This window comes from Bradyrhizobium sp. F1.13.3 (genome assembly GCF_040548265.1).
Lineage (GTDB): Bacteria > Pseudomonadota > Alphaproteobacteria > Rhizobiales > Xanthobacteraceae > Bradyrhizobium.
In genome coordinates this window covers 91713-117495 of record NZ_JBEPRI010000016.1, presented here as the reverse complement: position 1 = coordinate 117495, position 25783 = coordinate 91713, and the positions used below count along the sequence as shown (strand labels likewise).

Genomic DNA, 25783 nt, shown 5'->3' with positions numbered 1-25783 from the left:
TCCAAAGACGGCCCTGTAGCTCGTGAGTTGGTGTTGACCGCTCGCGGGAAATTGTCCCTCACTGAACGCCAGATTTGTTCGCGAAGAATGAAGCGATACCATCAGCGCAGCTTTGGGGGCTGCTTGCGCAGCGTTTCCAGATAATCCGGTAAAGCGTTCATAGCGGCTCGCCAACGGGCTCATCGGGGAAGCGCCTGCGCGACGAAGCTCTCAAATACTGGTGCGGCGTCCTCAATCCTGTGGCAGCAGCAGCTATCGAGTGAAAGGTTTGCACTGAGGTCGAATAGCTCCAGCCAAAACAGTGGTACGCCACCAAGATCGACCTTGGGACCGCGCATCATGCGGATTTCGCAGCTTGCGACCATCGTCACTGAAACGGATGCTGCTGGATCATCGTCGGGAATGGACGAGAGCCGGACGTAGGCCTGCGCGATCTTCAGTTGCGTAAGCGCAGTTCCGGACGTGCTGCCATCGATCAAAATTGGTGTCCTATGATACTTTTTGGACGTGTTGACCAAACGCGCGGGTGGCCTGCATGGACGAGGTGGGGGCCGGACATAGCAGCTATCAGGAGGAACGCGTTTGCTAGAAGCCGCCAACTTTTTGGTCTTTGCTGCCAAAAACTGGTGTGGCGCAAAGCCTCAGCAACGATCCCGCCCGTCACACGCAAAGCGCGCCATCAAGGGGGAGAGGTAATCCGGTGGCCGTTGGGGAGCAGTCAGCAGGTGTGGATTTTACTGAACCCTCTCGCGGCTGCAGACCCGACGGCGGCAGCTCCTACGGCAGGCCGCCACACCCGATGAGCCTCAGCCATGGCAGTAGCCCGCGAGCAAGTGCATCGTGCCGGATTAGGCTCAACGCTGTCCGACCCCACACCGGGTAGCCCGTTTGATTTAAATCAAGATCGGCAGAGAGTCATTCAGTTCCATGGGCGCAGCCGACGCGTCTTCGTATGGAAATGTGGTGGTCGTCTCGTGATTGCTCGCTACAACTGTGATCTTCGACCGACGGACAGGAATGAGCATGCGGTCGGCGGAATGCCTAAGTGCGATACCTAGCGCGACCGGCGGGATTGCTCGGCTGGCCTGCGCGCGCGTCGCTGAGTCTGGCAAAGACCCAGCTGCGCTGCTCTCCGAGGCAGGACTGACGCTGAACGACTTCCGCGACCCCGCAGTCCGGCTCGAGGTAGCGACTCAGATCAAGTTTCTGGAATTAGCTGCCCAAGAATTGCAGGACGACATCCTAGGCTTCCGGCTCGCCCGGAGCTTTGATCTGCGTGAGATCGGCCTTGTCTACTACGTTATGGCTTCCGCGGAGAATGTCGCCGGCGCGTTTCGTGCCGCGGAACGGTACAGCCGGATCATGAATGATGGAGTCCGACTGCGTTTCGACAGGGAGGGGCATACTGCGACCCTTGCCCTCGAATATGTCGGTGTCGATCGAAGGGGCGAGCGGCAACAGATCGAATTCTGGATCGTGACGCTGGTACGGATCTGCAGGCAGGTGACCGCCGGTCGTCTGGTGCCGTCGCGGGTGCAGGTGAGGCATCTGCGAGCCGGGGTGCCCCCCGAATTTAGAACGTTCTTTGGCAGGGACGTCGAGTTCGGCGCCGACGGCGATGTGATCTCTTTTCCGGTGCCGGTGGTACTGCTTCCGCTGGTCGGCTCCGACGGCTATCTGCACGATTTGTTGCGACGCTATGCGGATGAAGCGCTGATACGCAAAGCGCCGCACGGCGCGACCGTCCGTTCCAGAGTCGAGAAGACGCTTACCACACTGCTGCCTCACGGTAGAGGCGTCGCGAAGGAAGTCGCGCGGCAGATGGGACTGAGTACCCGCACCTTGTCGCGCAAGCTTGGCGAAGAGAAGACGTCCTTCGCTGAAATCCTTGACCAGTTGCGGGCGGCGCTCGCCAAGCGCTATCTCGATGAGGAGCAGCTACCCGTGTCTGAAGTTGCCTGGCTGCTTGGTTATCGCGAACTGAGTTCCCTAACACACGCGTTCAAGCGATGGACCGGAATGACACCACGACAGTTCCGGTCAAGCTCTCATCGCGAGCTGAGTGGCAGCGAAAAGCCCTAATTGCCTCGATTAGTTCGACGAGCGGAGTACTTGCCCGGGTGCGGAGCGGAGAAAGTGTGACGTCATGGCGCTCGGGTTTGCAGGCCGCCTCAAGGGCTATTCATAGTTTATTCAAGGACGATGCCCTTTGGTGCAATTGCGAGTCCCTCTACCCTGCTGCAGCTTGCTCCGAAGTAGTTCACTTCCAAGAGGGGGAGATCATGTCTTGTCATGCCTCGATCCGACGGCACTTCACGGATCCGTCAATCACGACCGAAGATAACCGCGAGACGTCGCTGGCGCAAGAATCGCGGCGAGGTTCTATTTTGATGCTCGCAGGATTCCGAACCGAAGTTGAGACCCAATTGGTGATCGATCGACTCTTGAGTGAGTACTTTACGCCCGAATCGCGGCAGGCGTAATCGCCACTTCGCGGTGTCTTGCGCCAGTGCACGCCATCCTTCCTTCGCGAGGACATATCTTTGCTTGAGCCGGGATGGTTGGCAGGGACATTGCTTCGCCGGCGTTGATCTAGATCAACTAGGCAGTCGCCACGACGCCCGAATACAGTTGTGGTCACGGGATGTGTGATCACGCTGTTGCTTGGTCTGGTACCCAATCGTTGCTCAGGAGGTCATCACAATGAGGTGCAGATTGCTTCTGCTTGCGCTGGTCTTAGTCTCCTCAGCTTTTGCCAGTGAGGCGCGCGCCACGACGGCCGATATTCGCAGCATCACGTGTGGCGAATATCTTGCCATGTCGGCTGCACCGTCGAGCAAGTTTTCGGCTTGGATGACCGGCTGGTTTAGTTATGAAAGTCGGAGGACGTTTGTAGATTTTGACCTGCATCGGGCAAATGTCACAAGCGTAAGAGCGTGGTGCCAATCCAACCCAACTGCCAGTGTGATGGTAGGGCTGGAAAAATCGATAGGCGTAAATGCGGTGCCTACTGCTACGCTGGATTTTAACAAGATCACTTGCGGAACTTGGTTGGCATACGGTTCAGCGGACCAAGATTTTGTAAGATACTTCATGAGTGGCTATTACAACGCAGCGGCAAGCAACAGTGTATTGGATTACGACCGCCTGCAGCGGAATTCCAGTGCGGTCGTCGCGTATTGTAAGAAAAACAAATCCCGCACTCTACCGACGGCCATTCAGAACAGAGCCACCTAGGTCGAACCAGTTTGCAACCGCTTGCGAGCAACGGATCGCGCCCTGCATTAGCGTAGCTCCTGCGTAACAGCGCAATTCATTTGAGTTTCGCTCACTGTGGCATGTTGGACTGGACTCGGTTCACCGTCATTTGGGTTTTTGGCAGTTCGTTCTGCTCTGATGAGCACGCATGTGCGTTAGGCTTACCGATAAACGTTTTTAGCAGGAAGCCAACCGCCCACGTCCCGTTCTGATCATTGCACATGTCGCAGTACTGATTTTTTGAGGTCTGCCAAAAGGCGGTAGTCATTCGCCATCTGCAACAGTTTCTCCTTCATCGGCGATCCCGGCGGCAGCGCGGCCGCGTCCTCACGCATCGCGTTCTCAACTTCATCGCACTGAGCCGCGGTCAGCGGTTTTTCACACATCGGTCCCCTCTGCGCCAATCTCTCTGATTTGAACCAATTCAGGACGGGGCGCTCCGAATGCTTCTTTTGTGCGCGCGCTGAGAAGCTGTCACAGGCTTGTCACACGGCCTATGCGACTTCGGCGCATCTCACAGAAATTTATTTGCCGTTTTCGCATAGCGTAGCCGCTATCGCTCGGTTAGGATTATTGTCATTGCACCCGGAGCGTGTACGCATTGATTTAGCGGGCCCAAAGTGTCGCGGAGCAAAGTACTCGGTTTCGTCGATCCCTTTCCGTACGCGGCAAACGTCCGCTCGGCTGACATTGAGATATTTCCCACGGTTAAAGGCAAATTCAGTGCTCAGCTGACGCAAGTAACGTTCGCCCAACTGTGGATGCAGCGCTTCGAGGAAACTCTCCCGCGCATTCACAGAGGAACGATTAAGCCTGATCGCAAGGTATTCACCTTCCTCACCGAAGATCAACCAGAGGTCTACAACCGCGGCAGGCTGTTTTCGTTCGGTGAAGTGTGCGCCAATGACAGCGACATGCAGCATGTCGTGACGACTGGAAATTATCGTCTTGGTGGCATTTCGCTCAAGGTTGAGGAGCTTGCCGCGGCGTGTGAATCGGTCATGGGCGTCGAGTTCCGCCCAGAGCAATGCAATGGCTTCCTTCGGCCTGATCCAGAGCTGCTGAAGCGCTTTTTGGAATTGCATGCATTGGTGGGAGCCTTCGCCGCGACCACCCCTGAGCTTCTAGAAATTCCTGAACTCGTCCGTTCGGTTGAGCATACAGTGACGCACGCCTTCCTTGCGTGTATCGTTGATTGCAGCTCGTCGAAGATAAAGGAGAGCGGGCTGCGTCAGAAGGTTGTCATGGACCGGTTCGAAGCCTTCATCGAGGCACACCCAAACAGCCCATTGTATCTCGATCAAGTTTGCATGGCCGTCGGGGTCGCCGAGCGAACGTTAAGGAGCGCCTGCGAGGACCATCTAGGGATGGGACCGATCCGTTACCTGACCCTGCGGAGAATGCATCTCACTCACCGTGCATTGCTGGCGGCGCTACCAGGTTCCGCGACTGTTACGCAGATCGCGACCGCGTACGGTTTTTTCGAGCTGGGTCGCTTCGCAGTTGCGTATCGCGAACTATTTGGTGAGCCTCCGCTCGCCACCCTGCGTCGCCCGATGCACGAGCGAAGTGCGAACGCAAATCGTCGCTCAGCGATCTTATCGTCTCGCAATGAAAGCCGAGGGCTGATTTGGACGCACTGAATGGGTGCCCTTGCATCATCGGGTTAGGGTCATTCGCGCGAAAGTTTGGGGCATCCTGGGCGGCATAGCGGATGAAACATACTTGGTACGTCACCTATGAAGTGCCCGCTGATGGCACACTGCTAACACGCCGGCATCCGCGCCTGACAAAGATGTTTGTAACCGAAGCAGAAGCGCGAGATTTTGCGCGGGCCAAATACAATGCCGGACTGATCGTCACCGCCGGGACCATACTCCCGCATCTCCCGAGAGCATTGATTCCTTCCGAGGAAATTCCATGCTGGCTTACGCCGACCAGATGTTGACCTAGCGATTCGATCCGATCTGCTAGCATGGTTCATCTCGCCGAGGACCTTCGCCAGTTCGTCAGGTGAACATCGGTCCTTGAACTCAGCCCACGCCGCCGCGAGCCGCTCCTTCGCTTTCGAGCGTGTCAGCATCGCCGAACGGCGGATGAGGCTTTGATGTTCCACAAAGATACGCCGCCGGGCTTGAAATGCAGCATCCCGGCGGCGCCCTGTATCAAACTGGGGGACCAGCAATCCCAGTCACCAATGAATCTGCAATGCTTGTGCCACATAGACATGACATAACCGCAAATACGAAACGACCTCAGCTCCGGGGGCTAGGGAGAAGCTGAGGCCGTTTGTACTTGCTTTGAGGTTGGAGGAAATCCGCACGCGAAGAGCCCCTAACTGGGGCTTATATGCGCTCATTCCACCGCTCGCAGACCTTGCGCCGTCGGCTCATAGCGCTGGCCGTGCTGTTCCAGCCAGCCGCCTTCGACCATTTTTTTCGCGCTACAGGCATCGAACATACCGGCTGAGTGCCGCCTGGGTGTAGAGACTGTCTCTCCTACCGCCCGGCGTTGTTGAGCCGACTTGCGTTCAACCGGGCGCGATAATCTAAGTTAACGACCGCTCTCGACGTTGATCGCATGATGCGACGTCAATTGATTCGGGGCTCAAAAATGACACAGCCAAAAACAGAAGACGCTGACGCTGATCATCGTCGGCTTATCGATGAGGCCCGTGCCGCGCGAGAGCAGGCGCGCGCGCTTTCAGAGGAAGCCGCAAACGCCGTATACGAGCTACGACGATCCATACTGGAAAGCGCCGGAACGCGAGTTGAGACAAGCGCCCAGCGCGAGGACGGGCCCGTGGAAATGGCGGAGGTTCGGCAGGTAGTGCGGGAATATATCGACCATCAACGTTCGCTTATGCGCGGCTCTCCACGGCTTCGCCCACTGAACGATCCACGCGGGCGGTGAACTTAGGATGGCCTACTTTGATCTTGCCGCGGTTTGTGTAAGCTGGAGCGCACTTAACATAGACTAAGGCCTTCCATGTCCGCGCTCGCCAGGATTGTAATCCGGCTTAGGTCGATCCTTAGGGTCCGCGGGTGGGCGTCATGGACGGCGATAGGGCCAAGTTCCGTCGCGAATATGAAGAGTGCCGCAAGGAGGCACGCGCAACCAAAGAACCGATCGCCAAGGCGCAGTGGCTCTTGTTTGCAGGCGAGTGGCTGAAGCAGGCGCATGCACGACTTATGATCCATGCTCGACCGACGTGAAAGAAACAAGCTCTTAGCTCCGAGCTACCTCAGGTTCGCGGTTAACTCGAAGCGATTGGTTTTCGACGACTTGCCGGGCCGAACCTGCTGGCCATGATCCTGTTCGAGAAGTTCGGCCAGCATCAGCCCTAGACTTCGCGGAGCTGGCGAAGCCGAGAGGGTCGTCTATCGAGACGCCGCACTCAAAGCTCAGACGGAAGACTTGGTCGTAGCGTATCTTGTCGATCTAGATCAAGCGTACTGCGCAATGCGTCACGACCCGCCGATCACGCTCAGCGTCAGAGGTCCCGCTTGCCTTGTTAGGCCGACCTCTGTGTCCTGGCGACGATTCGTTAATCGTTCTGTTGTCGAGCCTCCGGATCACGCCACGCGGGCTGTCGATATATTCCTGGACGACTTGGCGGGCCTCGATCATTCGCGGCGAGAGATCGTCGGGCTGGATATCAGCTTCCTAACATCGATTGAGGTGCCGGCCTAAAGGGATCGAAGTGGTTTATGCGGCTCGCTGTTATAATCATTCTCACCATGTGCTTGCTGTTCGCGCTAAGACGACTTAACCGGTTCGACAAATGCTTGCCGCAGCAAAGTTATACTCCGTGTTTGACTCGAAGAATTTGGATCGTGCCCGCGCCGGCAGTCACGCGTGTGTCGCCGAATGGACAGGCGGAGAAGCAAGCTCGCGGAGTATGGTGACTAGCTCCGCGTGAACGGGCGATGTTCGATCACTGAACGCCTCGATTGGATTGGTTTCAGTGAGCCGGTTGATGCGCGTCAACAGGCGAATGCGCTGACGGCGGGTAAGTTTGACCTCGGACGAGCGCCAGCGGAAGAACAGACGAAACAGTTCGCCGTCGCCGAAGAGCTGGTTAAGCTCGTGTGTCGTGACGTAAGCAAGGAATAGGACCATCAGCCATAACTGTATTGATAGGAAACGGGCCAACGGGAACTGATCCGCGAAATGGTCACCGAAGTCGGCGACCGCGCCTCCTGCAGCGACGAAGTAGACGAGTTCCTCGGCCAGCCGCACGATCAGCACGCAAAACCAATAGATCGCGCTCTTGAATAAGATGGGCTGGATCAATGGAGCACCGTCGAATCGGCGCATAAAGGGCAGATTGTCAGTTACCAAGACGGCCTTTCCGATTAGCAGCGCTGCTACTAACGCTATGAAGAAGCCGCTGAACTCGATGCCGTGCTCCTGCAGTATCAGGTGTTTGGTCCATAGGATTAGGTTGAAGCCGACGAGGAAAAAAATCGTCGGAGGAAGTGCATGCCTAACCTGTGCAAGCCACCAATTGATGGCCCGCCGTACAAGCTTAGTCAGCGAGGAGGCCGTAATGGCAGGCTGGCTCATGCGTAGCTCTCCAAGGTTGCGCCGAACTGGCCGTGGCGATCACCAAGGTGTTGACAGGCTAACGGCAACTCCTCCGAGCAGTCTTTTGGCTCGGGCGCAGGTCATTGACCTAAATCAAAGATAGAAGATCGCGAATGGGTGCGACGGAAGTCAATGCGGCGATCCGAGCAACGTGGAAAACCGTCTTCCCGCGAATCTCCAATTTCGTCAGGTGCTTTGAGTTTGGCTGGACAGCAACGGCGGCGCCTTCCGCTCGTACGCAACGCCGGCATAACACGGTCCAAATCAGTAATGGCTGGCAATCGGCTGGCCGGCGCGTAGACCCTCCGCAGCATTCTTGGGACGCTGCTGCGCGTTGGGGATCTTGGGTAGGGCGACATCGACCTTCCTATAAGGAATGCTGTCGAGCAGATGCCGGATCAAGTTTAGACGTGCGCGCCGCTTGTCGTCGGCGGGGACGATGTGCCAAGGCGCCCATGGTGTGTGGGTGGACTCGATCATGCGCTGGTAGGCCGCCGTGTAGTCCCACCAGCGCCGCACCGATTCAGTGTCCATCGGGCTCAGCTTCCAGTGCTTCATCGGGTCGTTGATCCTGGCCTCGAACCGCCGCCGCTGCTCCTCCTGGCTGACATCGAGGAAATACTTGAGCAGGGTGATTCCGTTGTTGACGACCATCTCCTGCTCGACCATGGGCACCATCTTCATGAAGCGCTCGTACTGCTCGTCAGTGCAAAAACCCATTACTCGCTCGACCCCGGCCCGATTGTACCACGAGCGGTCGAAGAGGATGATCTCGCCCGCCGCTGGAAATTGCGCAATGTAGCGTTGGATGTAGACTTGGGTCTTCTCGCGGTCGGAGGGGGCGGGCAGGGCTACATGGCGGAAAACCCGCGGACTTGTACGAGCGGTGATCCGGCTGATCACGCCGCCTTTACCCGCCGTGTCCCGGCCCTCGAAAACAACAATGACACGAGCCCCCTGGTCTTTGACCCAGGTCTGGAGCTGGGTTAGCTCGACTTGAAGCTTCGCCAGCTCCTCCTCAAAATGCTTGCGGGGGATCTTGCCGTTCTTGCCGAGTAACGCGTCTGGCGCCTGGACTACCGCGCGATTCTTCTGCTTGCTTTTCGACGCCATCGCCAATCCTCCCTGCCAAAAGGTATTCATCCCTTACTCAAGTCGATCTGCCGTGATGCCATTGATCTATCTCAACGCTTCTCACAGCAATTGGCCTCCATCCCGGAGGAGGTGACCGCCTGCAAGGCGAGTAGCCTTGGACGGTAAGGGCAGCGACCGGTGATATGGACACCCCAATAGTCGCAAGGTCGCCAGCTTGCACTTGACGGATTGCTATTATGTCGTCTTGCATTATTGACCGTGGAGGTTGGAGAGCGCCATGTGCCGCGAAACTGCCTACCACGACGCAGGCGTCCGCCGGACGGACGCCGACACACAGCGAGCCGGCAGTGCTGTGGAGTCTGTCGAGCCTCGGGCACTCGCTCGTCACGGACTCCCACGCACACTTATAATTTGGCTTGCTGAAGTTCTCACCCCCGGTAGCACCGATCGGACAGGCTTTCCCCGAAAGCCATCGAAAGCATTCAGCGACCCTGCGTCGACGAGGCTGGGCCAATTCTTCGGGTCGGCGGCCGATCAGCATCCTGGCCTTTCCGGCTTCAGCCTCTTGAGCGGCGGGCGCGAGGCTTTCATCGTTCGTCTGGCGTTGGCCGACTTGGCCGAGCGTAGCCTCGACATGCAGTACTACATGTGGGATGGCGATACGACCGGTCGGATCGTCGTCGACCACGTGATGAAGGCTGCCGATCGCGGCGTCAGGGTGCGCCTCCTCGTCGACGATCCCTTCTACAAGGACAGCGATTCCGTCAAAGCGTGCCTCGACGCTCACCCCAATGTTGAGATCCGTCTGTTCAACCCGCTCACTAACCGGCGCTGGTCAATTCTCGATTTCATTTTTGATTTCGGCCGGGTCAATCGACGCATGCATAACAAGTTGATGGTTGCTGACAACGCGGCCGCAATTGTCGGTGGCCGCAACATCGGTGACATCTATTATGGGGTGAACACCATTGCTAATTATCGCGATCTGGACGTGTTGGCAGTTGGGCCTGTCGTCCCAGATCTCTCGAGGGTTTTCGACCAGTACTGGAACAGCTGCTCAACCGTGCCGATCTCAGCCATCGTCGATAGCGAGCATGGCGCAGACGATCTCGATGTCGTCATGTTTCGATTGCGTGAGGCGATTGCGGCGGCCGACTATCCTTATCCAATCGACCATGACCTCGACCAGTTGGCGACCCAGAGCGGCGAGCTTCGCGACAATCTCGTATGGGCTAACGGCTATATTGTCGCCGACGATCCGGAAAGCATCGCCCCCGGCAGGGAGAGTGATAATGTCATTGCTTTCATCCGGGAACGGATCGCACATCTGAAAAAGGAACTTTTGGTCGAATCGCCGTACTTCGTCCTGCCGGCCGGAGCGCAGGCGACCGTTAAGGGGCTGCAGCAGCGGAATGTTCGTGTGCGCGTACTGACGAACTCGCTCGCTTCGAACGACATGCTTCCGGCCCACTCAGGCTATGCCAAGACCCGACGGCGGCTGCTCGGGCATGGTATGGAGCTATACGAACTGCGCCCGGACACTGACGCTTTTCGGTCTGGTTGGTCGCTCGTTTCCGGGCGGTCACGAGCGGCATTGCATGCCAAGGCCATGGCCTTCGACGGTGAAGCCGTGTTCATCGGTAGCTTCAATCTCGATCCGCGCTCTGCCGTGATCAACACCGAAGCGGGCCTCTACATCGAGAGTGCAGAGCTGACTAAAAGGCTGACTGACTACATGGGGACCGGTGTGGCTCCCGAAAATTGCTACCGCGTCCTCCTCGATCCGAAAGGGGAATTGGTGTGGGAGACGGAGAGGGACGGTCAAAAGGTGAGCTATCGGGACGAGCCCGACGCTGGCTTTCGAAGACGTTTGGCTGCCAACCTATGTAAGCTCCTACCTATCGACTCGCAACTTTGACGCTGGTTCGTTCGCGACCGACGGCGAGCAACAGCCATGACTTCCGAACGAGGCGCAGAGGCCGCTTGCAATTGTGGCCAGCACACTATCCGCGGCAACCCTAGCGGGTTGGCATTCCACGCCCCCCGTCGAATCGCAGTCCCCGGGCTGGAAGTCTGCGAAATGACTGCCGTTCTGCCGCCTGTGATGCGTCGCCGCGCGTTCAAACAGGCCCATAGCTTGCATTCGCTCGCATGCGAACTGGGCGGGCACGCTGAACCGTTGCAGCGCTGTTGCCCGGCCCCATCACGCTATGCTCTGCTTTGACGTGGAATTGAGCGCGCATCTCGGCACCAACGCTAGTCGTTAAAGGTTGAAAGGCTTGCTAATGTGTCGATCAATGGTTGCTGACTTATCGTAATGAAGCCGACATTTGGGCGGTCCAGATCGAGTATTACGAATATTACGCTACAGACTAGAGCAGCCGTAATGAGAACAGGAGTTCGAGTCCGGAGCGGGTCAAGCCCGCTTGCATAGCCCGCAAAGCCGCACGCAACAGCAGCCATGCCGGAAAGCATTAGTAAGACAATGTGCGGAATGAAGTTTTGCAACGCCGCAAGACGCTTTCCTTGGTCGTCGATCATCTCGTTAAGCGCTTGGATAAATAACCCTGTTGGCACCATACTATTATCTTTGGCAGAAAGAGCTATTACCTGCTGCCATAGCGCTTCTTGGATCGTGTTCGAACGATCAACAAGTGTCGGAAGTTCCGCAAAAGGCTTGCCGGCCGGAACGATCCGTATCTGGGCATATTCCCGAAGGAGCTTCAGTGATTCGGCCCGATGAGGTGCTGGCAGGAGGCGTGCGCGCAGAGCCGTCGTGCCAATCGCGTTCGCTTCAACGAGAACCGCTTCGCGCCGAGCTTCGAAACGCGTGAGCGCCATCAGAAAAGTGAACCCAATAATCAAAGCTAGCAATCCCAAAAGCGATTGCTCCAGCGCAGAGATGTTGGCGCTCGCGCCGTGACCCTCGGTCCGTATTCCCAGTCGCCATCCAAATTCGCTCGCTAGAAAGACAATGGCGGCGCCAATTGAGAAAATGACGAGAAAGTAGAAGTTGTACAGTTGCCCCACGACCTCACCTTGAAAATTCCCCCGGTCGCTTGTGATGCTCAGAACACCTGATCATACTTTTGATCGAGATCATGGTCTTGGTATTAGTCATCCGCTGACCGGAGCGCGAGCGGGCCTCCACTGCTACCCACAGGGCTTCTGAACATTCATATATTGTATTGTCTCGCAGCCGGCCGTCGCCGGATCGCACACAAATGTAGACACATGATCGCCATTGCCTTGATATACTTGAGTTTTTTTTGGCCTAAACCTTCCCTGCGCAGGGGGATGGCCTGGCCCGAGACCTGTGATGGGCTCAGAGTTGGTCGGATTGGCGCAGTCAGGCGACGAGCCGTGGCCCTCCATGCTCCAGGCCCTCGGCGACAGGCTCGCCGACGATCCGCCGCAGCTCGGTGGCGATTCCGTCCAGCACCGCCCGCTTTTCCTTCATCCGTTGGGAGTGGTTGTAGACCTTGCCCGTGACGGTCGGCACGATGGTCTCGCCCTTCTTTGTCACGGCGTGGTCAAGGCATTTGGCGATGGCAGCATCGTCAAAGCCAAGATCGCCGGCCAATGTTGCCGCTGTCCGGCGCAGGTCGTGCGGCGTGAACCGCTTGAGTCCGAGCAACTCGCAGAGACCGGTGGTCTTGGTCTTGTTCTTGTTCGTTTCGTGTTTCATGCCGCGCAGCGCGTCGGCCATCGCTTTGCGGTGGATCGGCTGGCCCTTGTATATCGGGCTCTCGAATACGAACTGCTGATCATCCGAGGTCAGCGCCTCCTTGATGATCTCAAGAGCCAGATCCGACAACGGCTGCTGGATCACCCGCCGCTTCTTGACCCGCTTGAGAGGTACGTCAAAACGCGGATATTTGCCTTTGATGTCAAACAGCTCGTCGCGATGCGCACCGAGCACTTCGCGTGATCTCAGCATGGTCACCAGCTCGAACTTGAGCGCGAGGCGGGTGCGGCGGTCATAGGGCAGATCATTGCGGTCGAGGCCATGCCAGAAAGTCCTGATCTCGTCCTCGGAGAGAACCCGAGTGCGCGGATGCTCGGGATCGAGCTTGGGCAGGTTGATGCAAGGGCTGGCCGTCACATAGTCGCGGCCTGCCTCCGCCGCCCAGTTGAACAGGCCCGACGCTGCCTTGCGCATGTGGCGCGCGTTGCTGACCGAGGGCCTGCCAAACTTCCCCGCGACGATGTCGTTCGATAGCGTCGCGATGTCATGCTTTGTGACATCGCCCGCGAGTGTTTTACCAAGCCGGGCACCGAGGAAGCGGCGCAGGTGGGTCGCCGTGTTTTCCCAAGCCTCCAGCCGGGGCCGCATCTCGCCGTCCGGCTTACGGACCAGCGTCTTCATCCACTCGATTCGCTCCTCGATGATTTCGGTGACCGTCTTGCCACGCCGCGCTTTCGTCGCCTTCTGGTCGCGGAAGGTCTCGGCGATAGCTTCGGTACCCAGTCCCTTGAGGCCGTAGACTTTGCTACGGGCGTCCTCGACCGTAAATGTCTCGGGATTGTAGATGCCGAGCCAGCCGGTGCGCAGCTTTCCGGTCTGCCGGTCGGTGAACTTGAACGAGAAGGTTGCCACGCCCGCCGTGGTGATGCTGACATAGAGACCAGGGCACTTCCGGTCGTAGAGCTTGGTCCGCCTGGCGACCCGCTTCTCGCACAGACGGTCGGTCAGGATGACGCTGCTATTGCGGCCGCGCTTGCCGACGGGGGAGGGGGCGATGCTACTATCCATGTGGTTTCGGCTCCTAAGGCTTGGGACCAAAGGGCTCGGCTTTGAGGCTTTCAGTTTGTCGTGCGGACGCTGAAAGGCTTAGGGCCGGGCCCTTAATTTGGTGAAGCCCGCTGAAACAGCCTGTATCAGGGTAGTCGAAAAGCTCCTGTTTTAAAGTCTTTTGTTTAGTTTCGGCGTGTTTCACCGAATGCCAAAATATAGACGTGTGGTCCTGGCCGTCGTTGCTACGGTCAAGCTGTCGCGGAGGTGTGTGCGAGCCCAACCGGGCAGACAGCATCATCCAATTCGCGAGGCGAGGGAGGCCAGAAGGAAAGTTCGGCTCCCGGGAGAGCACGGCATAAGCCGTCCAACCATCGCGCAGGGAAGGCCGAGTGATTGGCTACACCTGTATGCTGCTGTGCGGTTTTCCTGCGTGTGCTTTTCGCGCAGCGGACCGCGGGTGCCAGCCGGCACCCGGCCTTCCCTGCGCCCTCTTGGACAAGAGGGTGGAATGACCAGGCAAAGCTCGGGCGAAACGCGCCGCGAGGACGCGAAGCTGTGTCTGCAATTCAAAATGCGAGCTCGAAGAGTGGCGCTACCGCCTCATACTCCGTCATTGCGAGCACAGCGAAGCAATCCAGCCCGCGGCCGCGGAGGGATACTGGATTGCTTCGCTACGCTCGCAATGACGATGGGGAGAGAGTGGGGGCGGCACGCCGTTCTAGCCGCCGAGTATCCGCCGGCAAGCGTCGACGAACACCTGCGCGCCCGTGACGATGTCGACGTCGGCGGTGTTCTCGGTCCAGTGATGGCTGATGCCGCCGATCGACGGTACGAACAGCATACCCGCGGGCATGACCGTCGCCAGCATCTGCGCGTCGTGGCCGGCGCCGCTGGGCATGCGGATGGACCGTCCGCCGGCCGAGGCCTTGCTCGCGGCTTCGATCGCGTCCTGGATGCCCGCGTTCATCATGGCCGGCGCGCCGGTGCGAATCTTTTCCAGGGTGACGGTGCAGGGGCCTTTCGCGCTGGCCTCGTACACCATGCTCCGCAGCAACTCCTCCAGCCGCGCGATAACCGATGGATCGTCGTCGCGGATCTGGAACAGCATTTCGGCTCGCCCCGGAATGATGCTGGGCGCGCCAGGATCGAGCGTGATGCGGCCGGTGGTCCAGACCGTGCGCGGGCCGCTTGTATCAGGGAAACGCTCGTCGATCGCGACGCAGAATTTTGCCAGCGCCAGCCCGGCATCCTTCCGTGCAGCCATGCGGGTGGTGCCGGCGTGATTCTGCTCACCGACGAAATTAATCTGGTATTGCCAGATGCCCACGATGGAGGTGACGACGCCGATCGCAAGGCGACCGCTTTCGAGCGTGTCGCCCTGCTCGATATGCGCTTCCAGATATCCGACATGCCGGCCCGGCTCGGCGGTAATGCGCGGTCGTCCTGCCAGCCCCATGTCGGCGAGTGCCTCCCGCATGCTGCGGCCGCTGGTGCGGTCGCGTGCGACATCAATGTCGGCCTCGGTCACTTGCCCGACATAGGAGCGCGAACCGAGGAAGTGCCCAAAATGTCCTTCCTCGTCGCACCAGGCGGCAAGTTCAACCGCGCCGTCGAGCGAGGGATCGGCATTGAGCACGCGGGCCGCTTCGAGCGCGTAGACGACGCCGAGCGGGCCGTCGAGCCAGCCGGCGTAGTTCTGGCTTTCGAGATGCGATCCCGCCAGCAGCTTGGGTCCCGGCTTTGCGCTGGTGCCGAAGCCATTGCCGATGCCGTCGATCGCGGCGGTGAGGCCCGCGTCGGGCAGCTTCCGCACCAGCCAATCCAGCGAAAGCCTGTGCGGCTCGGAGAAGGTCGGCTTGTGCACGCCGGTCTTATAGGCGCCGATGGCACGGAGCGCATTGAGATCGGCGAGAACGCGCATCCCGTTTGCGCGTGAAAAAGTGTCAGGCATGCTCGGCAACCTTCAACGCCTCGGTGCGGATCTCCTCGACCAGCCGTTCCTTCAACTGGACAAATTCGGGCGTGGTCTTGATCTTGTAGGAGCGCGGATGCGGCAGGTCCACGTTGATCTCGGCCTTGATGCGGCCGGGGCGCGCGCTCATGACGATGACGCGGCTGCCGAGGAAGATCGCTTCCTCGATGTCGTGGGTCACGAAGAGCACGGTCTTCTGGTCGCGCTCCCAGATCCCGAGCAGCATTTCCTGCATCAGGGCGCGAGTCTGGTTGTCGAGCGCGCCGAATGGCTCGTCGAGCAGCAGGATCTTGGGGTCATTGGCGAGCGCGCGCGCGATCGCGGTGCGCTGCTGCATGCCGCCGGAGAGCTGCTTTGGCCAATGGTTCTCGAAGCCGGACAGACCGACCTGGCGGATGAAGGCGTCGGCGATCTTGTTTCGCTCCGACTCGGACACCCCACGCTCGCGCAGGCCGAAGGCGATGTTCTCGCGCACCGTCAGCCAGGGAAACAGCGTGTAGGACTGGAACACCATGCCGCGGTCGGCGCCCGGACCGGTGACCTCGCGTCCGTCGAGCACCACGCGTCCGCCGGTCGGGCGATCCAGGCCGGCGACGATGCGAAGCAGCGTGGACTTGCCGCAGCCGGAAGGGCCGAGGATGGTGACGAAGTCGTTGTTGCCGATCACAAGATCGGTCGGCTCCAGCGCCCTCGTTGGGGCGTTGCCGTGGCGCGCGGGAAAGGTCCGCGAGACCTGTTCGATCTTGAGGATCGTCATGCGAGCCTCCAGGGAAACAGCCACGCGTTGAACGCCTTGAACAGGAAGTCCGAGACGAGGCCGATCAGCCCGATCACGATGATGCCGAAGATGATCTGGCCGGTGTTGAGCAGCGCCTGGCTGTCGGTGATCATGTGGCCGATGCCGGAGGAGGAGCCGATCAGTTCGGCGACGATGACATAGGTCCAGGCCCAGCCCAGCACCAGCCGCAGGATCTCGGCGATCTCCGGCGCGGAAGAGGGCAACAGCACGCGGCGGATGATGCCGCGGTCGCTGGCCCCCAGCGTATAGGCGGCCTCGACCAGGTCGCGCCGCGTGGTACCGACGGTGACGGCGATCATCAGGATGATCTGAAACACCGAACCGATGAAGATGACGAGCAGCTTCTGCAGCTCGCCGATGCCGGCCCACAGAATCAGGAGAGGAATGAAAGCGGAGGCCGGCAAATAGCGCGCAAAGGAGACGAACGGCTCGAGGAACGCCTCGACCGGCTTGTACGCGCCCATCAGCACGCCGAACGGCACCGCGATGATGGCGGCCAGCACGAAGCCGCCGACGACGCGCCAGATTGTCATGCCGATGTCGAACAGGAAGCCCTGTTTGACGATCAGATCGACGCCTTCCTGCACCATGGTCAGCGGGTTGGCGAGGAACACCTTCGACACGTGGCCGCCGAAGGTCGCCCAGGACCAGAGGGCAACGAACACCACGAAGAACGCAAGGCCGTAAGCCACGCGCTGCCTTGACGTCACGGGATCGAGGGGACGCATCAAACTGTCTATCCGGGCGGTGAACAAGTTTGCCGGCCCCGCCGCGAGACGGGGCCGGCGGCTCCTAGGAGACTTACTTGATATAGCTCGCGTCGAAGAGATCCTCGACCTTCGGCGCGGCCTTGATGATGCCGATCTCGAGCAGGAGGTCGGCGGCCTCCTTGTTGAAGGTCAGGAAATCGCCGGCGAAGAATTTCTGGTTCGCAGCCTTGTCCTGCCAGCGCAGATACTTTGCCGAGTTGCCGAAGGCCTCGCCGGTCTGCTTCACGTCGGCGCCCATGATCTCGTAGGCCTTGGCCTGGTCCTTGGAGATCATTTCGAGGGCCTCGAAATAGCTGTCGGCGAGCGCCTTGGCGGCCTTCGGGTTCTCGGTGAGGAATTTCGGCGTGCAGCCGAACGTGTCCATGACCATCGGATAGTCGAGCGTGGTCGCGATGATCTTGCCCTTGTCGGGTGCGGCACGAACCGTCGACAGGTACGGCTCATAGGTCATGGCGGCATCGTTCTGGCCGGAGACGAAGGCCTGCGCGGCCGCAGCCGGCTCGAGGTTCACGACGGTGACGTCCTTAACCGACAAGCCGTTCTTCTTGAGCATCCAGGCCAGCGCGAAATAGGGCGAGGTGCCGGGCGCGGACGCCGCAACCGTCTTGCCCTTCAGATCCTTGATCGCGGCGAGCTCGTTGCGCACGGCCATGCCGTCAGCGCCGTAGCTCTTGTCGAGCTGGAAGATCTGCTTGGTCGCGACGCCGTTGGCGTTCCAGGAGATCCAGGTCTCCACGGTCGTTGCCGCGCACTGGACGTCGCCGGAGGCGATCGCGAGATGGCGATCCTTCTGCGGGATCTTCTTGATGGTGACGTCGAGGCCGTTCTTCTTGAAAATGCCGGCTTCCTTCGCCAGCGTCAGCGGCGCGAACCCCGTCCATCCGGAAATGCCGACGCCGACCTTGACGTCGTCGGCGAGCACGGAAGTGGAAGCTGTGAGAGCAATGATTGTCGCAAATACTTTCGAACTACGCATGATTGTCGTCCTCTTGCCGATCGATGGATTGACGTCCTGTTGATCTTGGTCGGTCCTCATGGACCGTTGCGCGAAGCGTTGCACGATTTGTGCCGACATCGTCCTCTCAGCCTCCCTTGAATCGGGCGACAAGGCGGTGAGAGTCACCGGGATAGAGCAGCCGCACCGCGGTGATCGTGCGCGCGCTGCGCCAAGTATAGCGGTCGATCACGAGGCAGGGTGCGCCGACGGCGATGTCGAGCGCTTCTGCCGTGCGATCGTCCGCAATGATAGCGCTGATCGTATGCTCGGCCTCGGTCCATGGAACATGGTGAAGCAACCACGAGCCGGGCGGCTCACGCGAAAAATCCGCGGTCGCCGCATCCGGCACCGACGCGAGATCGATCAGCCTGTCCTCGACGGCGAAAGGCACGTTGTCGGCGCTGTGGCGGCAGGTGATCGCGACCACCTTGCCGGCCTTCTTGACGCCGAGGCGGTCGCGGTCGGCAGCCGTTGCGGCGCGGAGCTTGCGGCCGATCAGCTCGTAGCCGTAAGCACGCCCGAGCGCGGTGATCTCGGCGCGCATGTCGGCGATCTTGAGCACGGCAGACTGGTGTTGCGGTCGGCGGACGAAGGAGCCGGCACGTCGCCGCCGCTCGATCAGGTCGGCTTGCGCGAGCTCCGACAGCGCCTTGTTCACGGTCATGCGCGAACAGCCGTAACGCGCGACCAGTTCGTGCTCGAACGGGATGCGATGCCCGGGCGGCCACTCGCCGGTCAGGATGCGGTTCTCGATATCGGCGCGGATCCGTTTGTAAAGCGTGGGCTGGTCGGTCGTATCAGTGGCGAGGCTCATGCAACGAGCCTCCGCACCGATGCGTTGAAGTGTTCGCGCGCGGCCTGGCGCAGTCTGTGCCGGCCGCCTTCGACGACCTTGTCGCCGCCGGCCCAGACGCAATCGACCGCACCGCTGCCCGCAGCAAAGATCCAGCCGTCGAGGACGGCGTCGCGCACGCGCCCCGCCAGCGAGGGATGGGTGATGTCGAGCGAGACGATGTCGGCGCGCGCACCTGGCGTGAGACCGACTGACATCTGTGCCAGTGCCCGCGCACCGCCTGCAAATGCATGATCGAACAGGGCGCGTCCCGTCGAGCGGCCTGCGCCGGCAGAGAGCACGTTGCGCTTGCGGTGCTTGAGCCGTTGGCCATATTCGAGCTGGCGCAGCTCGTCGGCGACGCCGACCAGCACATTGGAATCCGTGCCGACGCCAAAGGCGCCGCCGGCACCGACGAATTCGCGAGCCGGGAAAATGCCGTCGCCAAGGCTCGCCTCGGTGATGGGGCAAAGGCCGGCGACCGCGCCGGTCTTGACGACGGCGGCCAGTTCCTCATTCGTCGTATGGGTGGCGTGAATGAGGCACCAGCGTTGGTCGACGGGCGCGTGTTCCAGCAACCATTGCACCGGACGTCGCCCGGACCACGCCAGGCAATCCTCGACTTCCTTCATCTGCTCGGCGGCATGAATGTGCACCGGTCCGCCATCCGCGAGCGGAATGATCGCGGCAAGCTCGGCCGGCGTCACAGCGCGCAAGCTGTGCGGCGCGATGCCGATATTCGCGCCCGGCAATTGCTCAATCGCCTTGCGCGAGGCAGCCATCAGCGCGGAAAATTGATCAACCGTACAGATGAAGCGGCGCTGGCCGGCATGCGGTGCTGCGCCCCCAAATGAGCCATGCGCATAGAAACTCGGCAGCAACGTCAGCGCAATACCCGAGGCTTCGGCGGCCTGCGCGATGCGTGCGGCCATTTCGCCGATGTCGGCGTAGAGCGAGCCGCCGCGATCATGATGTAGATAATGGAATTCGCCGACGCGGGTAAAACCCTGCTCCAGCATCTCGACATAAAGCAGTGTCGCGACCGCTGCGACGTCGTCAGGCGTCATCGACAGCGCGAAGCGGTACATCGTCTCGCGCCAGGTCCAGAAGGTGTCGGTGCTATCGCCGCGCAGTTCTGCGAGACCCGCCATGCCGCGCTGGAAGGCGTGGCTGTGCAGGCTCGCAAGTCCCGGAAGCGCAAGGCCGTGGCGTTCGTCGCCGGAGGTCGGCGCCACGCCCGGCGTCACCTCGGCGATCGCGCCGCCGGTGATCACCACCTGCACGTCATTGGCCCAGCCCGAGGGCAGGAGCGCGGAGGCGAAATGCAGTCGTGTCATGTTTCTATGCCGGCTGGACAGAACCGCGACACGATTATATGTCTAGACATATAAGTCAAGCATCCCACGCGAAGGGACAGTTGCATGGCAGAGCGCTTCGACCGGATCTGGCATAACGCCCGGCTCGCCACGATGCGGGCCGATCGTCCCGATCTCGGCGAGATCGAGCACGGTGTGATCGCCGCGCGCGGCGGCCGTATCGTCTATGCGGGTGCGCAGACCGATTTTCCGGCGAGTGCCGATGCAGCCGACCGGATCGATTGCGAAGGGCGTTGGATCACGCCCGGTCTCGTCGATTGTCACACCCATCTGGCCTATGGCGGCAACCGCGCCCATGAATTCGAGTTGCGCCTGAAGGGCGCGAGCTACGAGGAGATCGCGCGCGCCGGCGGCGGCATCGTCTCGACGGTGGCCGCGACGCGCAAGGCAAGCGGGGCCGAACTCACAGCAAGCGCGCTGCCGCGGCTCGATGCGCTGATTGGCGAGGGCGCCACCACGGTCGAGATCAAGTCCGGCTACGGCTTGGATACCGAGACCGAGATGCGGCAGCTGGCCGCCGCGCGAAGCCTGGGCCGTCAGCGGCCGGTCGCGATCCGCACGTCGTTTCTTGGCGCGCATGCGTTGCCGCCAGAGGCCGATGGCGACAAGGATCGCTACATCGATCTCGTCTGCAGGGAGATGTTGCCGGCGGTCGCGAAGGCGGGACTCGCCGATGCCGTCGATGCCTTCATGGAGGGGATCGCATTTTCCGGAGAACAGACCGCACGGGTGTTCGAGACCGCGAACCGGCTTGGACTGCCGGTCAAGCTGCATGCCGACCAGCTCTCGAACCTGGGCGGTGCTGCGCTCGCCGCGAAATTCTCGGCGCTATCGGCCGATCACCTCGAGCACACCGACGAAGCCGGTGCAGCGGCGATGGCGAAGGCCGGAACGGTGGCCGTGCTGCTGCCCGGCGCCTTCTACTTCATCCGCGAGACGCAAAAACCGCCGGTCGAGGCGTTCCGCAAGCACGGCCTTGCCATGGCGCTCGCGACCGACTGCAATCCGGGCAGCTCGCCGCTGACTTCGCTCCTGCTCGCCATGAACATGGGCGCGACGCTGTTCCGGATGAATGTGGCCGAATGCCTTGCCGGTGTCACCCGCGAAGGCGCGCGAGCGCTCGGCGTGCTCCATGATACCGGCACGCTTGAGCCCGGCAAATGGTGTGATCTCGCGATCTGGGACATCGATCGCCCCGCCGAGCTGGTCTACCGCATCGGCTTCAATCCGCTGCACCGCCGGGTTTGGAGGGGACAATGACGAAGCCGGGCGCGGCGATCGTTGTCAAACCGGGAACGGTCAGCCTCGATGGTCTCGCGCGCGTGCTCGAAGGCGCATCTGTCGTTCTCGATCCCGCGTTCTGGCCGCGCGTCGACGCGGCCGCGGAGATCGTTGCAAGGGCTGCGCGAGCCGATGCTCCCGTGTACGGGATCAACACCGGCTTCGGCAAACTTGCCTCGAAGCGCATTCCGCCCGACCACACCGCGCTGCTCCAGCGCAATCTCATCGTCTCGCATTGCTGCGGCGTCGGCGCGGCGACCCCCGAGCCGATCGTCCGCCTGATGATGGCGCTGAAAATCGTCTCGCTCGGGCGCGGCGCCTCTGGCGTGCGCCGCGAGGTGATCGAGCAGTTGCAGGCCATGCTGGCGCGGCGCGTCTCACCGCTGGTGCCGCAGCAAGGTTCGGTCGGCGCTTCCGGCGATCTCGCGCCGCTCGCGCATATGACCGCCGTGATGATCGGCGAAGGGCAGGCGATCGTCGACGGCCAGACGGTGTCGGGCAGCGAGGCGCTCGCGGCCGCCGGCATCGTGCCGCTGACATTGGGGCCCAAGGAAGGGCTCGCGCTGATCAACGGCACGCAATTCTCCACCGCTTACGCCGTTTCCGGCGTGCTGCGCGCATTTCGCCTGGCTCGCGCCGCGCTCGTCACCGGCGCGCTGTCGGTCGATGCGGCGATGGCCTCGACTGCGCCGTTCCGCCCCGAGATCCAGGCGCTACGCGGTCATCCCGGCCAGATCGCGGCCGCGGCAACCTTGATGGCGCTGCTCGACGGCAGCGACATCCGTCTGTCGCATCTCGAAGGCGACGAGCGCGTGCAGGATCCCTATTGCCTGCGCTGCCAGCCGCAGGTCGCGGGCGCTGCACTCGACCTCATCGTGCAGGCGGCGCGGACGCTGGTCGTCGAGGCCAATGCCGTCACCGACAATCCGCTCGTGCTGGTCGAGACCGGCGAGATCGTCTCCGGCGGAAATTTCCATGCCGAACCGGTGGCCTTCGCCGCGGATACCATCGCGCTGGCGCTGTCGGAGATCGGTGCGATCAGCGAGCGGCGCATCGCGACGCTGGTCGATCCCGCGCTCAATTTCGGCCTGCCGCCGTTCCTCACCCCCGATCCCGGTATCAATTCCGGCTTCATGATCGCCGAGGTGACGGCGGCCGCGCTCTATGCCGAGAACAAGCAGCGCGCTTCTGCCTGCTCGATCGACTCGACGCCGACCAGTGCCAACCAGGAAGACCATGTCTCCATGGCCGCGCATGCCGCGCGGCGGCTGTCGGACATGGCCGATAATCTCGCCACCATCCTGGGCATCGAGCTGCTGGTCGCCGCCCAGGGCATCACGCTGCGCGCGCCGCATGCAACCAGCGCGCCGCTCGCTGCCGTCATCGCCGCACTGCGCGAGCAGGTGCCGGCGCTCGGCGACGACCGCTACATGGCCGGCGATCTTGCCAAGGCTGCAGCGCTGGTCGAGGCCGACGCGCTGCCGGCTGCGGCGCTCGCCGTACTTTCAACTGACCCGTTTCCGACGCTTGCCTGACGAGGTGTTCCGCATGAACCGCCGACTGGACAATGACCGCACCATCCGCGCGCCCCGCGGCAGCGAAATCAGCGCCAAGAGCTGGTTGACGGAAGCTCCCTTGCGCATGCTCATGAACAATCTCGATCCCGACGTTGCAGAACGTCCGAGCGAGCTCGTCGTCTATGGCGGCATCGGCCGCGCCGCGCGTGACTGGGAGAGCTTTGACCGGATTATTGCGGCCTTGCGCAAGCTCGAAGCCGACGAGACGCTGCTGGTCCAGTCCGGCAAGCCGGTCGGCGTGTTCCGCACCCATGCCGATGCGCCGCGCGTCCTGATCGCGAACTCCAACATCGTGCCGCACTGGGCGACGCTCGATCACTTCAACGAGCTCGATCGCAAGGGCCTGATGATGTACGGCCAGATGACGGCCGGCTCCTGGATCTATATCGGCAGCCAGGGCATCGTGCAGGGCACCTACGAAACCTTCGTTGAAGTTGGCCGGCGCCACTATGGCGGCAGCCTCGCCGGCAAATGGATTCTGACCGCCGGTCTCGGCGGCATGGGCGGCGCGCAGCCGCTGGCTGCGACCATGGCGGGGGCCTCGATGCTGGCGGTCGAATGCCAGCCGAGCCGCATCGAGATGCGGCTGCGCACCGGTTATCTCGATCGCCAGGCCGCGACGCTCGACGAGGCGCTTGCGATCATGGCGGAGGCGGCGAAGACGAAGAAGGCGGTCTCGGTCGGCCTGCTCGGCAATGCCGCAGAGATTTTTCCCGAGCTGGTCCGCCGTGGTGTCAGGCCCGACATCGTCACCGACCAGACCAGCGCGCACGATCCAATCAACGGCTATTTGCCGAAGGGCTGGACACTCGCGGAGTGGGAAGCCAAGCGCGCCGCCGATCCAAAATCCGTGGAGCGCGCCTCGAAAACTTCTATGGTTGAGCACGTCCAGGCCATGCTGGATTTCCATGGGCAAGGCATCCCGACACTCGACTACGGCAACAACATCCGCCAGATGGCGCAGGACATGGGCCTGAAGAATGCCTTCGATTTTCCCGGCTTCGTCCCCGCCTATATCCGTCCCTTGTTCTGCCGTGGCGTCGGGCCGTTCCGCTGGGCTGCGCTGTCCGGCGATCCCGAGGACATCTTCAAGACCGACGCCAAGGTCAAGGAGCTGATGCCTGATGACAAGCACCTGCACAACTGGCTCGAGATGGCCAAGGACCGCATCAAGTTCCAGGGCCTGCCGGCACGGATCTGCTGGGTCGGGCTCGGCGATCGCGATCGCCTGGGCCTTGCCTTCAACGAGATGGTGGCGCGCGGCGAATTGAAGGCACCTATCGTGATCGGTCGCGATCATCTCGACAGCGGCTCGGTGGCGAGCCCCAACCGCGAAACCGAGGCGATGAAGGACGGATCGGACGCCGTGTCCGACTGGCCCTTGCTCAACGCGCTGCTCAATTGCGCCAGCGGCGCGACCTGGGTGTCGCTGCATCATGGCGGCGGGGTCGGCATCGGCTATTCCCAGCATGCCGGCATGGTTATCGTGGCCGACGGTACGCCGGAAGCAGCGAAGCGGATCGCGCGCGTGCTCTGGAACGATCCCGGCAGCGGAGTCATGCGCCACGCCGACGCGGGCTACGACACAGCGATCGACTGCGCCCGCGACAAGGGTCTCGATCTGCCGAGCCTGGCGAAGTAGCCAGGCTCAGTCGCGCGCCAGGAGCCTCGGCATGGTCGTCTTCGCGCCGTCCATGAAGGTCTGAACTGCATCGCGGACGATCGCGTCGAGATCGGCCGGGATCGGCGTCGCGTAGATGAATTTGCGGATCGCAAGATAGAAAATGCGGCCGTGGAGGCCCCAGAACAGCTCGGTCTCGCGCTCGCCGAGCGGATGTGTCTTTGCTTCGGGCAGTTTCAGGTCGTGGCGCAGCTCGCCGGCCGCCGGCTCGATGATCTCGCGCCTGATGATGTCGAGATAGCGGCCGGTGATGCCGAACGACTTCATGCCGGAGAAGACGAAGATCCGCACCCAATTGTACTCGAACACGCGTTCGACATAGTCGAGATAGAAGCGCGTCAGCCGGGCCTCCAGCGATAGCGAGCGGTCGCGGATCATCGGACCCCAATCGGGCGACCAGCGGCTGAGATAAACCTCCTGGTAGACACGCTCGATCAGCGCTTCCTTGCTCGGGAAGTGGCGATAGATCGCGGAGTGCGTGATGCCCAGGCGCTTGGCGAGCTCGCGCGTCTGCCCCTCGAAGCCGCGCTCGGCGAAGAAGCGGATTGCCTCGTCCAGGATTGCGCGCTCGCGGTCGGCCGCACGCATGTTGCGGCGCTTTGGCGCGGACTTGCTGCCTGTCTCGGCCCGCTTCCGGGCCGGTCGCTTCGTCTTCTGCGCTTTTCGGGCCATTTCGTCGCTGAATCGCACGTCCAGTTGTCTTCATAGCCCAACGCGCGTTTGTAACCAAATGGTCATTTCCTGTTGACCGGCTTCCGACGGCGTGTAAGGATTTTGAGACCAGATGGTTACAAATCTGGCGTCCCGGCTGATGAGC

21 protein-coding genes are annotated in these 25783 nt (G+C 61.2%); 8 read left to right on the top strand and 13 right to left on the bottom strand.

The genetic code is table 11. From position 1 onward, the window contains the following. Positions 1–179: 179 nt before the first annotated feature. Positions 180–479: a hypothetical protein gene (locus ABIB66_RS33620; protein WP_354257546.1), complete on the bottom strand. Its 300-nt coding sequence runs from the start codon at positions 477–479 to the stop codon at positions 180–182. Positions 480–1023: 544 nt separating this feature from the next. Here ABIB66_RS33620 and ABIB66_RS33615 point away from each other — a divergent pair. Both ABIB66_RS33615 and ABIB66_RS33610 read left to right on the top strand, forming a co-directional pair. Then, positions 1024–2082: an AraC family transcriptional regulator gene (locus ABIB66_RS33615; protein WP_354257543.1), complete on the top strand. Its 1059-nt coding sequence runs from the start codon at positions 1024–1026 to the stop codon at positions 2080–2082. A gap of 633 nt (positions 2083–2715) precedes the next feature. Beyond that, positions 2716–3237 carry an HdeA/HdeB family chaperone gene (locus ABIB66_RS33610; protein WP_354257540.1) on the top strand — a complete coding sequence of 174 codons (522 nt, stop codon included), beginning with the start codon at positions 2716–2718 and terminating at the stop codon, positions 3235–3237. 233 nt (positions 3238–3470) lie between these two features. Here the strand turns inward: ABIB66_RS33610 and ABIB66_RS33605 are convergent, their stop codons facing one another. Further along, positions 3471–3644 carry a hypothetical protein gene (locus ABIB66_RS33605; protein ID WP_354257537.1) on the bottom strand — a complete coding sequence of 58 codons (174 nt, stop codon included), beginning with the start codon at positions 3642–3644 and terminating at the stop codon, positions 3471–3473. 234 nt (positions 3645–3878) lie between these two features. On the opposite strand from ABIB66_RS33605, the gene ABIB66_RS33600 reads away from it, so the two are divergent. Both ABIB66_RS33600 and ABIB66_RS33595 read left to right on the top strand, forming a co-directional pair. Next, positions 3879–4901 carry an AraC family transcriptional regulator gene (locus ABIB66_RS33600; protein WP_354257534.1) on the top strand — a complete coding sequence of 341 codons (1023 nt, stop codon included), beginning with the start codon at positions 3879–3881 and terminating at the stop codon, positions 4899–4901. 1410 nt (positions 4902–6311) lie between these two features. Further along, positions 6312–6473 carry a hypothetical protein gene (locus tag ABIB66_RS33595; protein WP_354257531.1) on the top strand — a complete coding sequence of 54 codons (162 nt, stop codon included), beginning with the start codon at positions 6312–6314 and terminating at the stop codon, positions 6471–6473. A gap of 637 nt (positions 6474–7110) precedes the next feature. Here ABIB66_RS33595 and ABIB66_RS33590 read toward each other — a convergent pair. Together ABIB66_RS33590 and ppk2 are read right to left on the bottom strand one after the other, a co-directional pair. Continuing rightward, positions 7111–7827, bottom strand: a complete 717-nt coding sequence (locus ABIB66_RS33590; RefSeq protein WP_354257528.1) for a hypothetical protein — start codon at positions 7825–7827, stop codon at positions 7111–7113. A gap of 285 nt (positions 7828–8112) precedes the next feature. Continuing rightward, positions 8113–8991, bottom strand: a complete 879-nt coding sequence (ppk2, locus tag ABIB66_RS33585) for a polyphosphate kinase 2 (protein ID WP_354257525.1) — start codon at positions 8989–8991, stop codon at positions 8113–8115. Between the two features lie 517 nt (positions 8992–9508). On the opposite strand from ppk2, the gene ABIB66_RS33580 reads away from it, so the two are divergent. After that, complete coding sequence (locus tag ABIB66_RS33580) at positions 9509–10861, top strand: phospholipase D family protein (RefSeq protein WP_354257522.1); 1353 nt, start codon at positions 9509–9511, stop codon at positions 10859–10861. 338 nt (positions 10862–11199) lie between these two features. Here ABIB66_RS33580 and ABIB66_RS33575 read toward each other — a convergent pair whose 3' ends face one another. The 8 genes from ABIB66_RS33575 to ABIB66_RS33540 form a co-directional block, all read right to left on the bottom strand. After that, positions 11200–11973: a bestrophin-like domain gene (locus tag ABIB66_RS33575; protein WP_354059957.1), complete on the bottom strand. Its 774-nt coding sequence runs from the start codon at positions 11971–11973 to the stop codon at positions 11200–11202. Between the two features lie 319 nt (positions 11974–12292). Continuing rightward, on the bottom strand, positions 12293–13699 hold the full coding sequence (locus ABIB66_RS33570; protein WP_354257518.1) for a tyrosine-type recombinase/integrase: 1407 nt from the start codon (positions 13697–13699) through the stop codon (positions 12293–12295). Positions 13700–14399: 700 nt separating this feature from the next. Beyond that, positions 14400–15632 carry a Zn-dependent hydrolase gene (locus tag ABIB66_RS33565; protein ID WP_354210574.1) on the bottom strand — a complete coding sequence of 411 codons (1233 nt, stop codon included), beginning with the start codon at positions 15630–15632 and terminating at the stop codon, positions 14400–14402. Next, the gene (locus ABIB66_RS33560) at positions 15625–16410 is read right to left on the bottom strand and encodes an ABC transporter ATP-binding protein (protein ID WP_275173273.1); all 786 of its coding nucleotides are present in this window, start codon (positions 16408–16410) and stop codon (positions 15625–15627) included. Before ABIB66_RS33560 ends, ABIB66_RS33565 begins: the two co-directional genes overlap by 8 nt. Beyond that, the gene (locus ABIB66_RS33555; RefSeq protein WP_027519414.1) at positions 16407–17180 is read right to left on the bottom strand and encodes an ABC transporter permease; all 774 of its coding nucleotides are present in this window, start codon (positions 17178–17180) and stop codon (positions 16407–16409) included. The genes ABIB66_RS33560 and ABIB66_RS33555 overlap by 4 nt, the downstream gene beginning before the upstream one ends. A gap of 73 nt (positions 17181–17253) precedes the next feature. Then, positions 17254–18198 carry an ABC transporter substrate-binding protein gene (locus tag ABIB66_RS33550; protein WP_354065489.1) on the bottom strand — a complete coding sequence of 315 codons (945 nt, stop codon included), beginning with the start codon at positions 18196–18198 and terminating at the stop codon, positions 17254–17256. Positions 18199–18304: 106 nt separating this feature from the next. After that, the gene (hutC, locus tag ABIB66_RS33545) at positions 18305–19033 is read right to left on the bottom strand and encodes a histidine utilization transcriptional repressor HutC (RefSeq protein WP_354210575.1); all 729 of its coding nucleotides are present in this window, start codon (positions 19031–19033) and stop codon (positions 18305–18307) included. Beyond that, the gene (locus tag ABIB66_RS33540; protein WP_354210576.1) at positions 19030–20388 is read right to left on the bottom strand and encodes a formimidoylglutamate deiminase; all 1359 of its coding nucleotides are present in this window, start codon (positions 20386–20388) and stop codon (positions 19030–19032) included. The genes hutC and ABIB66_RS33540 overlap by 4 nt, the downstream gene beginning before the upstream one ends. Positions 20389–20472: 84 nt before the next feature. Here ABIB66_RS33540 and hutI point away from each other — a divergent pair, with 84 nt between their 5' ends. The 3 genes from hutI to hutU are packed head-to-tail and all read left to right on the top strand — an operon-like array spanning position 20473 to position 24927. Then, entirely contained in the window at positions 20473–21687 is a 1215-nt protein-coding gene (gene hutI, locus ABIB66_RS33535; RefSeq protein WP_354210577.1) for an imidazolonepropionase, read from the top strand. After that, the gene (hutH, locus tag ABIB66_RS33530) at positions 21684–23243 is read left to right on the top strand and encodes a histidine ammonia-lyase (protein WP_354210578.1); all 1560 of its coding nucleotides are present in this window, start codon (positions 21684–21686) and stop codon (positions 23241–23243) included. The genes hutI and hutH overlap by 4 nt, the downstream gene beginning before the upstream one ends. Positions 23244–23256: 13 nt before the next feature. Continuing rightward, positions 23257–24927 (top strand): urocanate hydratase, encoded by a 1671-nt coding sequence (hutU, locus tag ABIB66_RS33525; protein WP_354210579.1) that lies wholly within the window; start codon positions 23257–23259, stop codon positions 24925–24927. A 6-nt stretch (positions 24928–24933) separates the two neighbouring features. Here hutU and ABIB66_RS33520 read toward each other — a convergent pair whose 3' ends face one another. After that, on the bottom strand, positions 24934–25554 hold the full coding sequence (locus ABIB66_RS33520; protein WP_027519406.1) for a TetR/AcrR family transcriptional regulator: 621 nt from the start codon (positions 25552–25554) through the stop codon (positions 24934–24936). Positions 25555–25783: the final 229 nt, after the last annotated feature.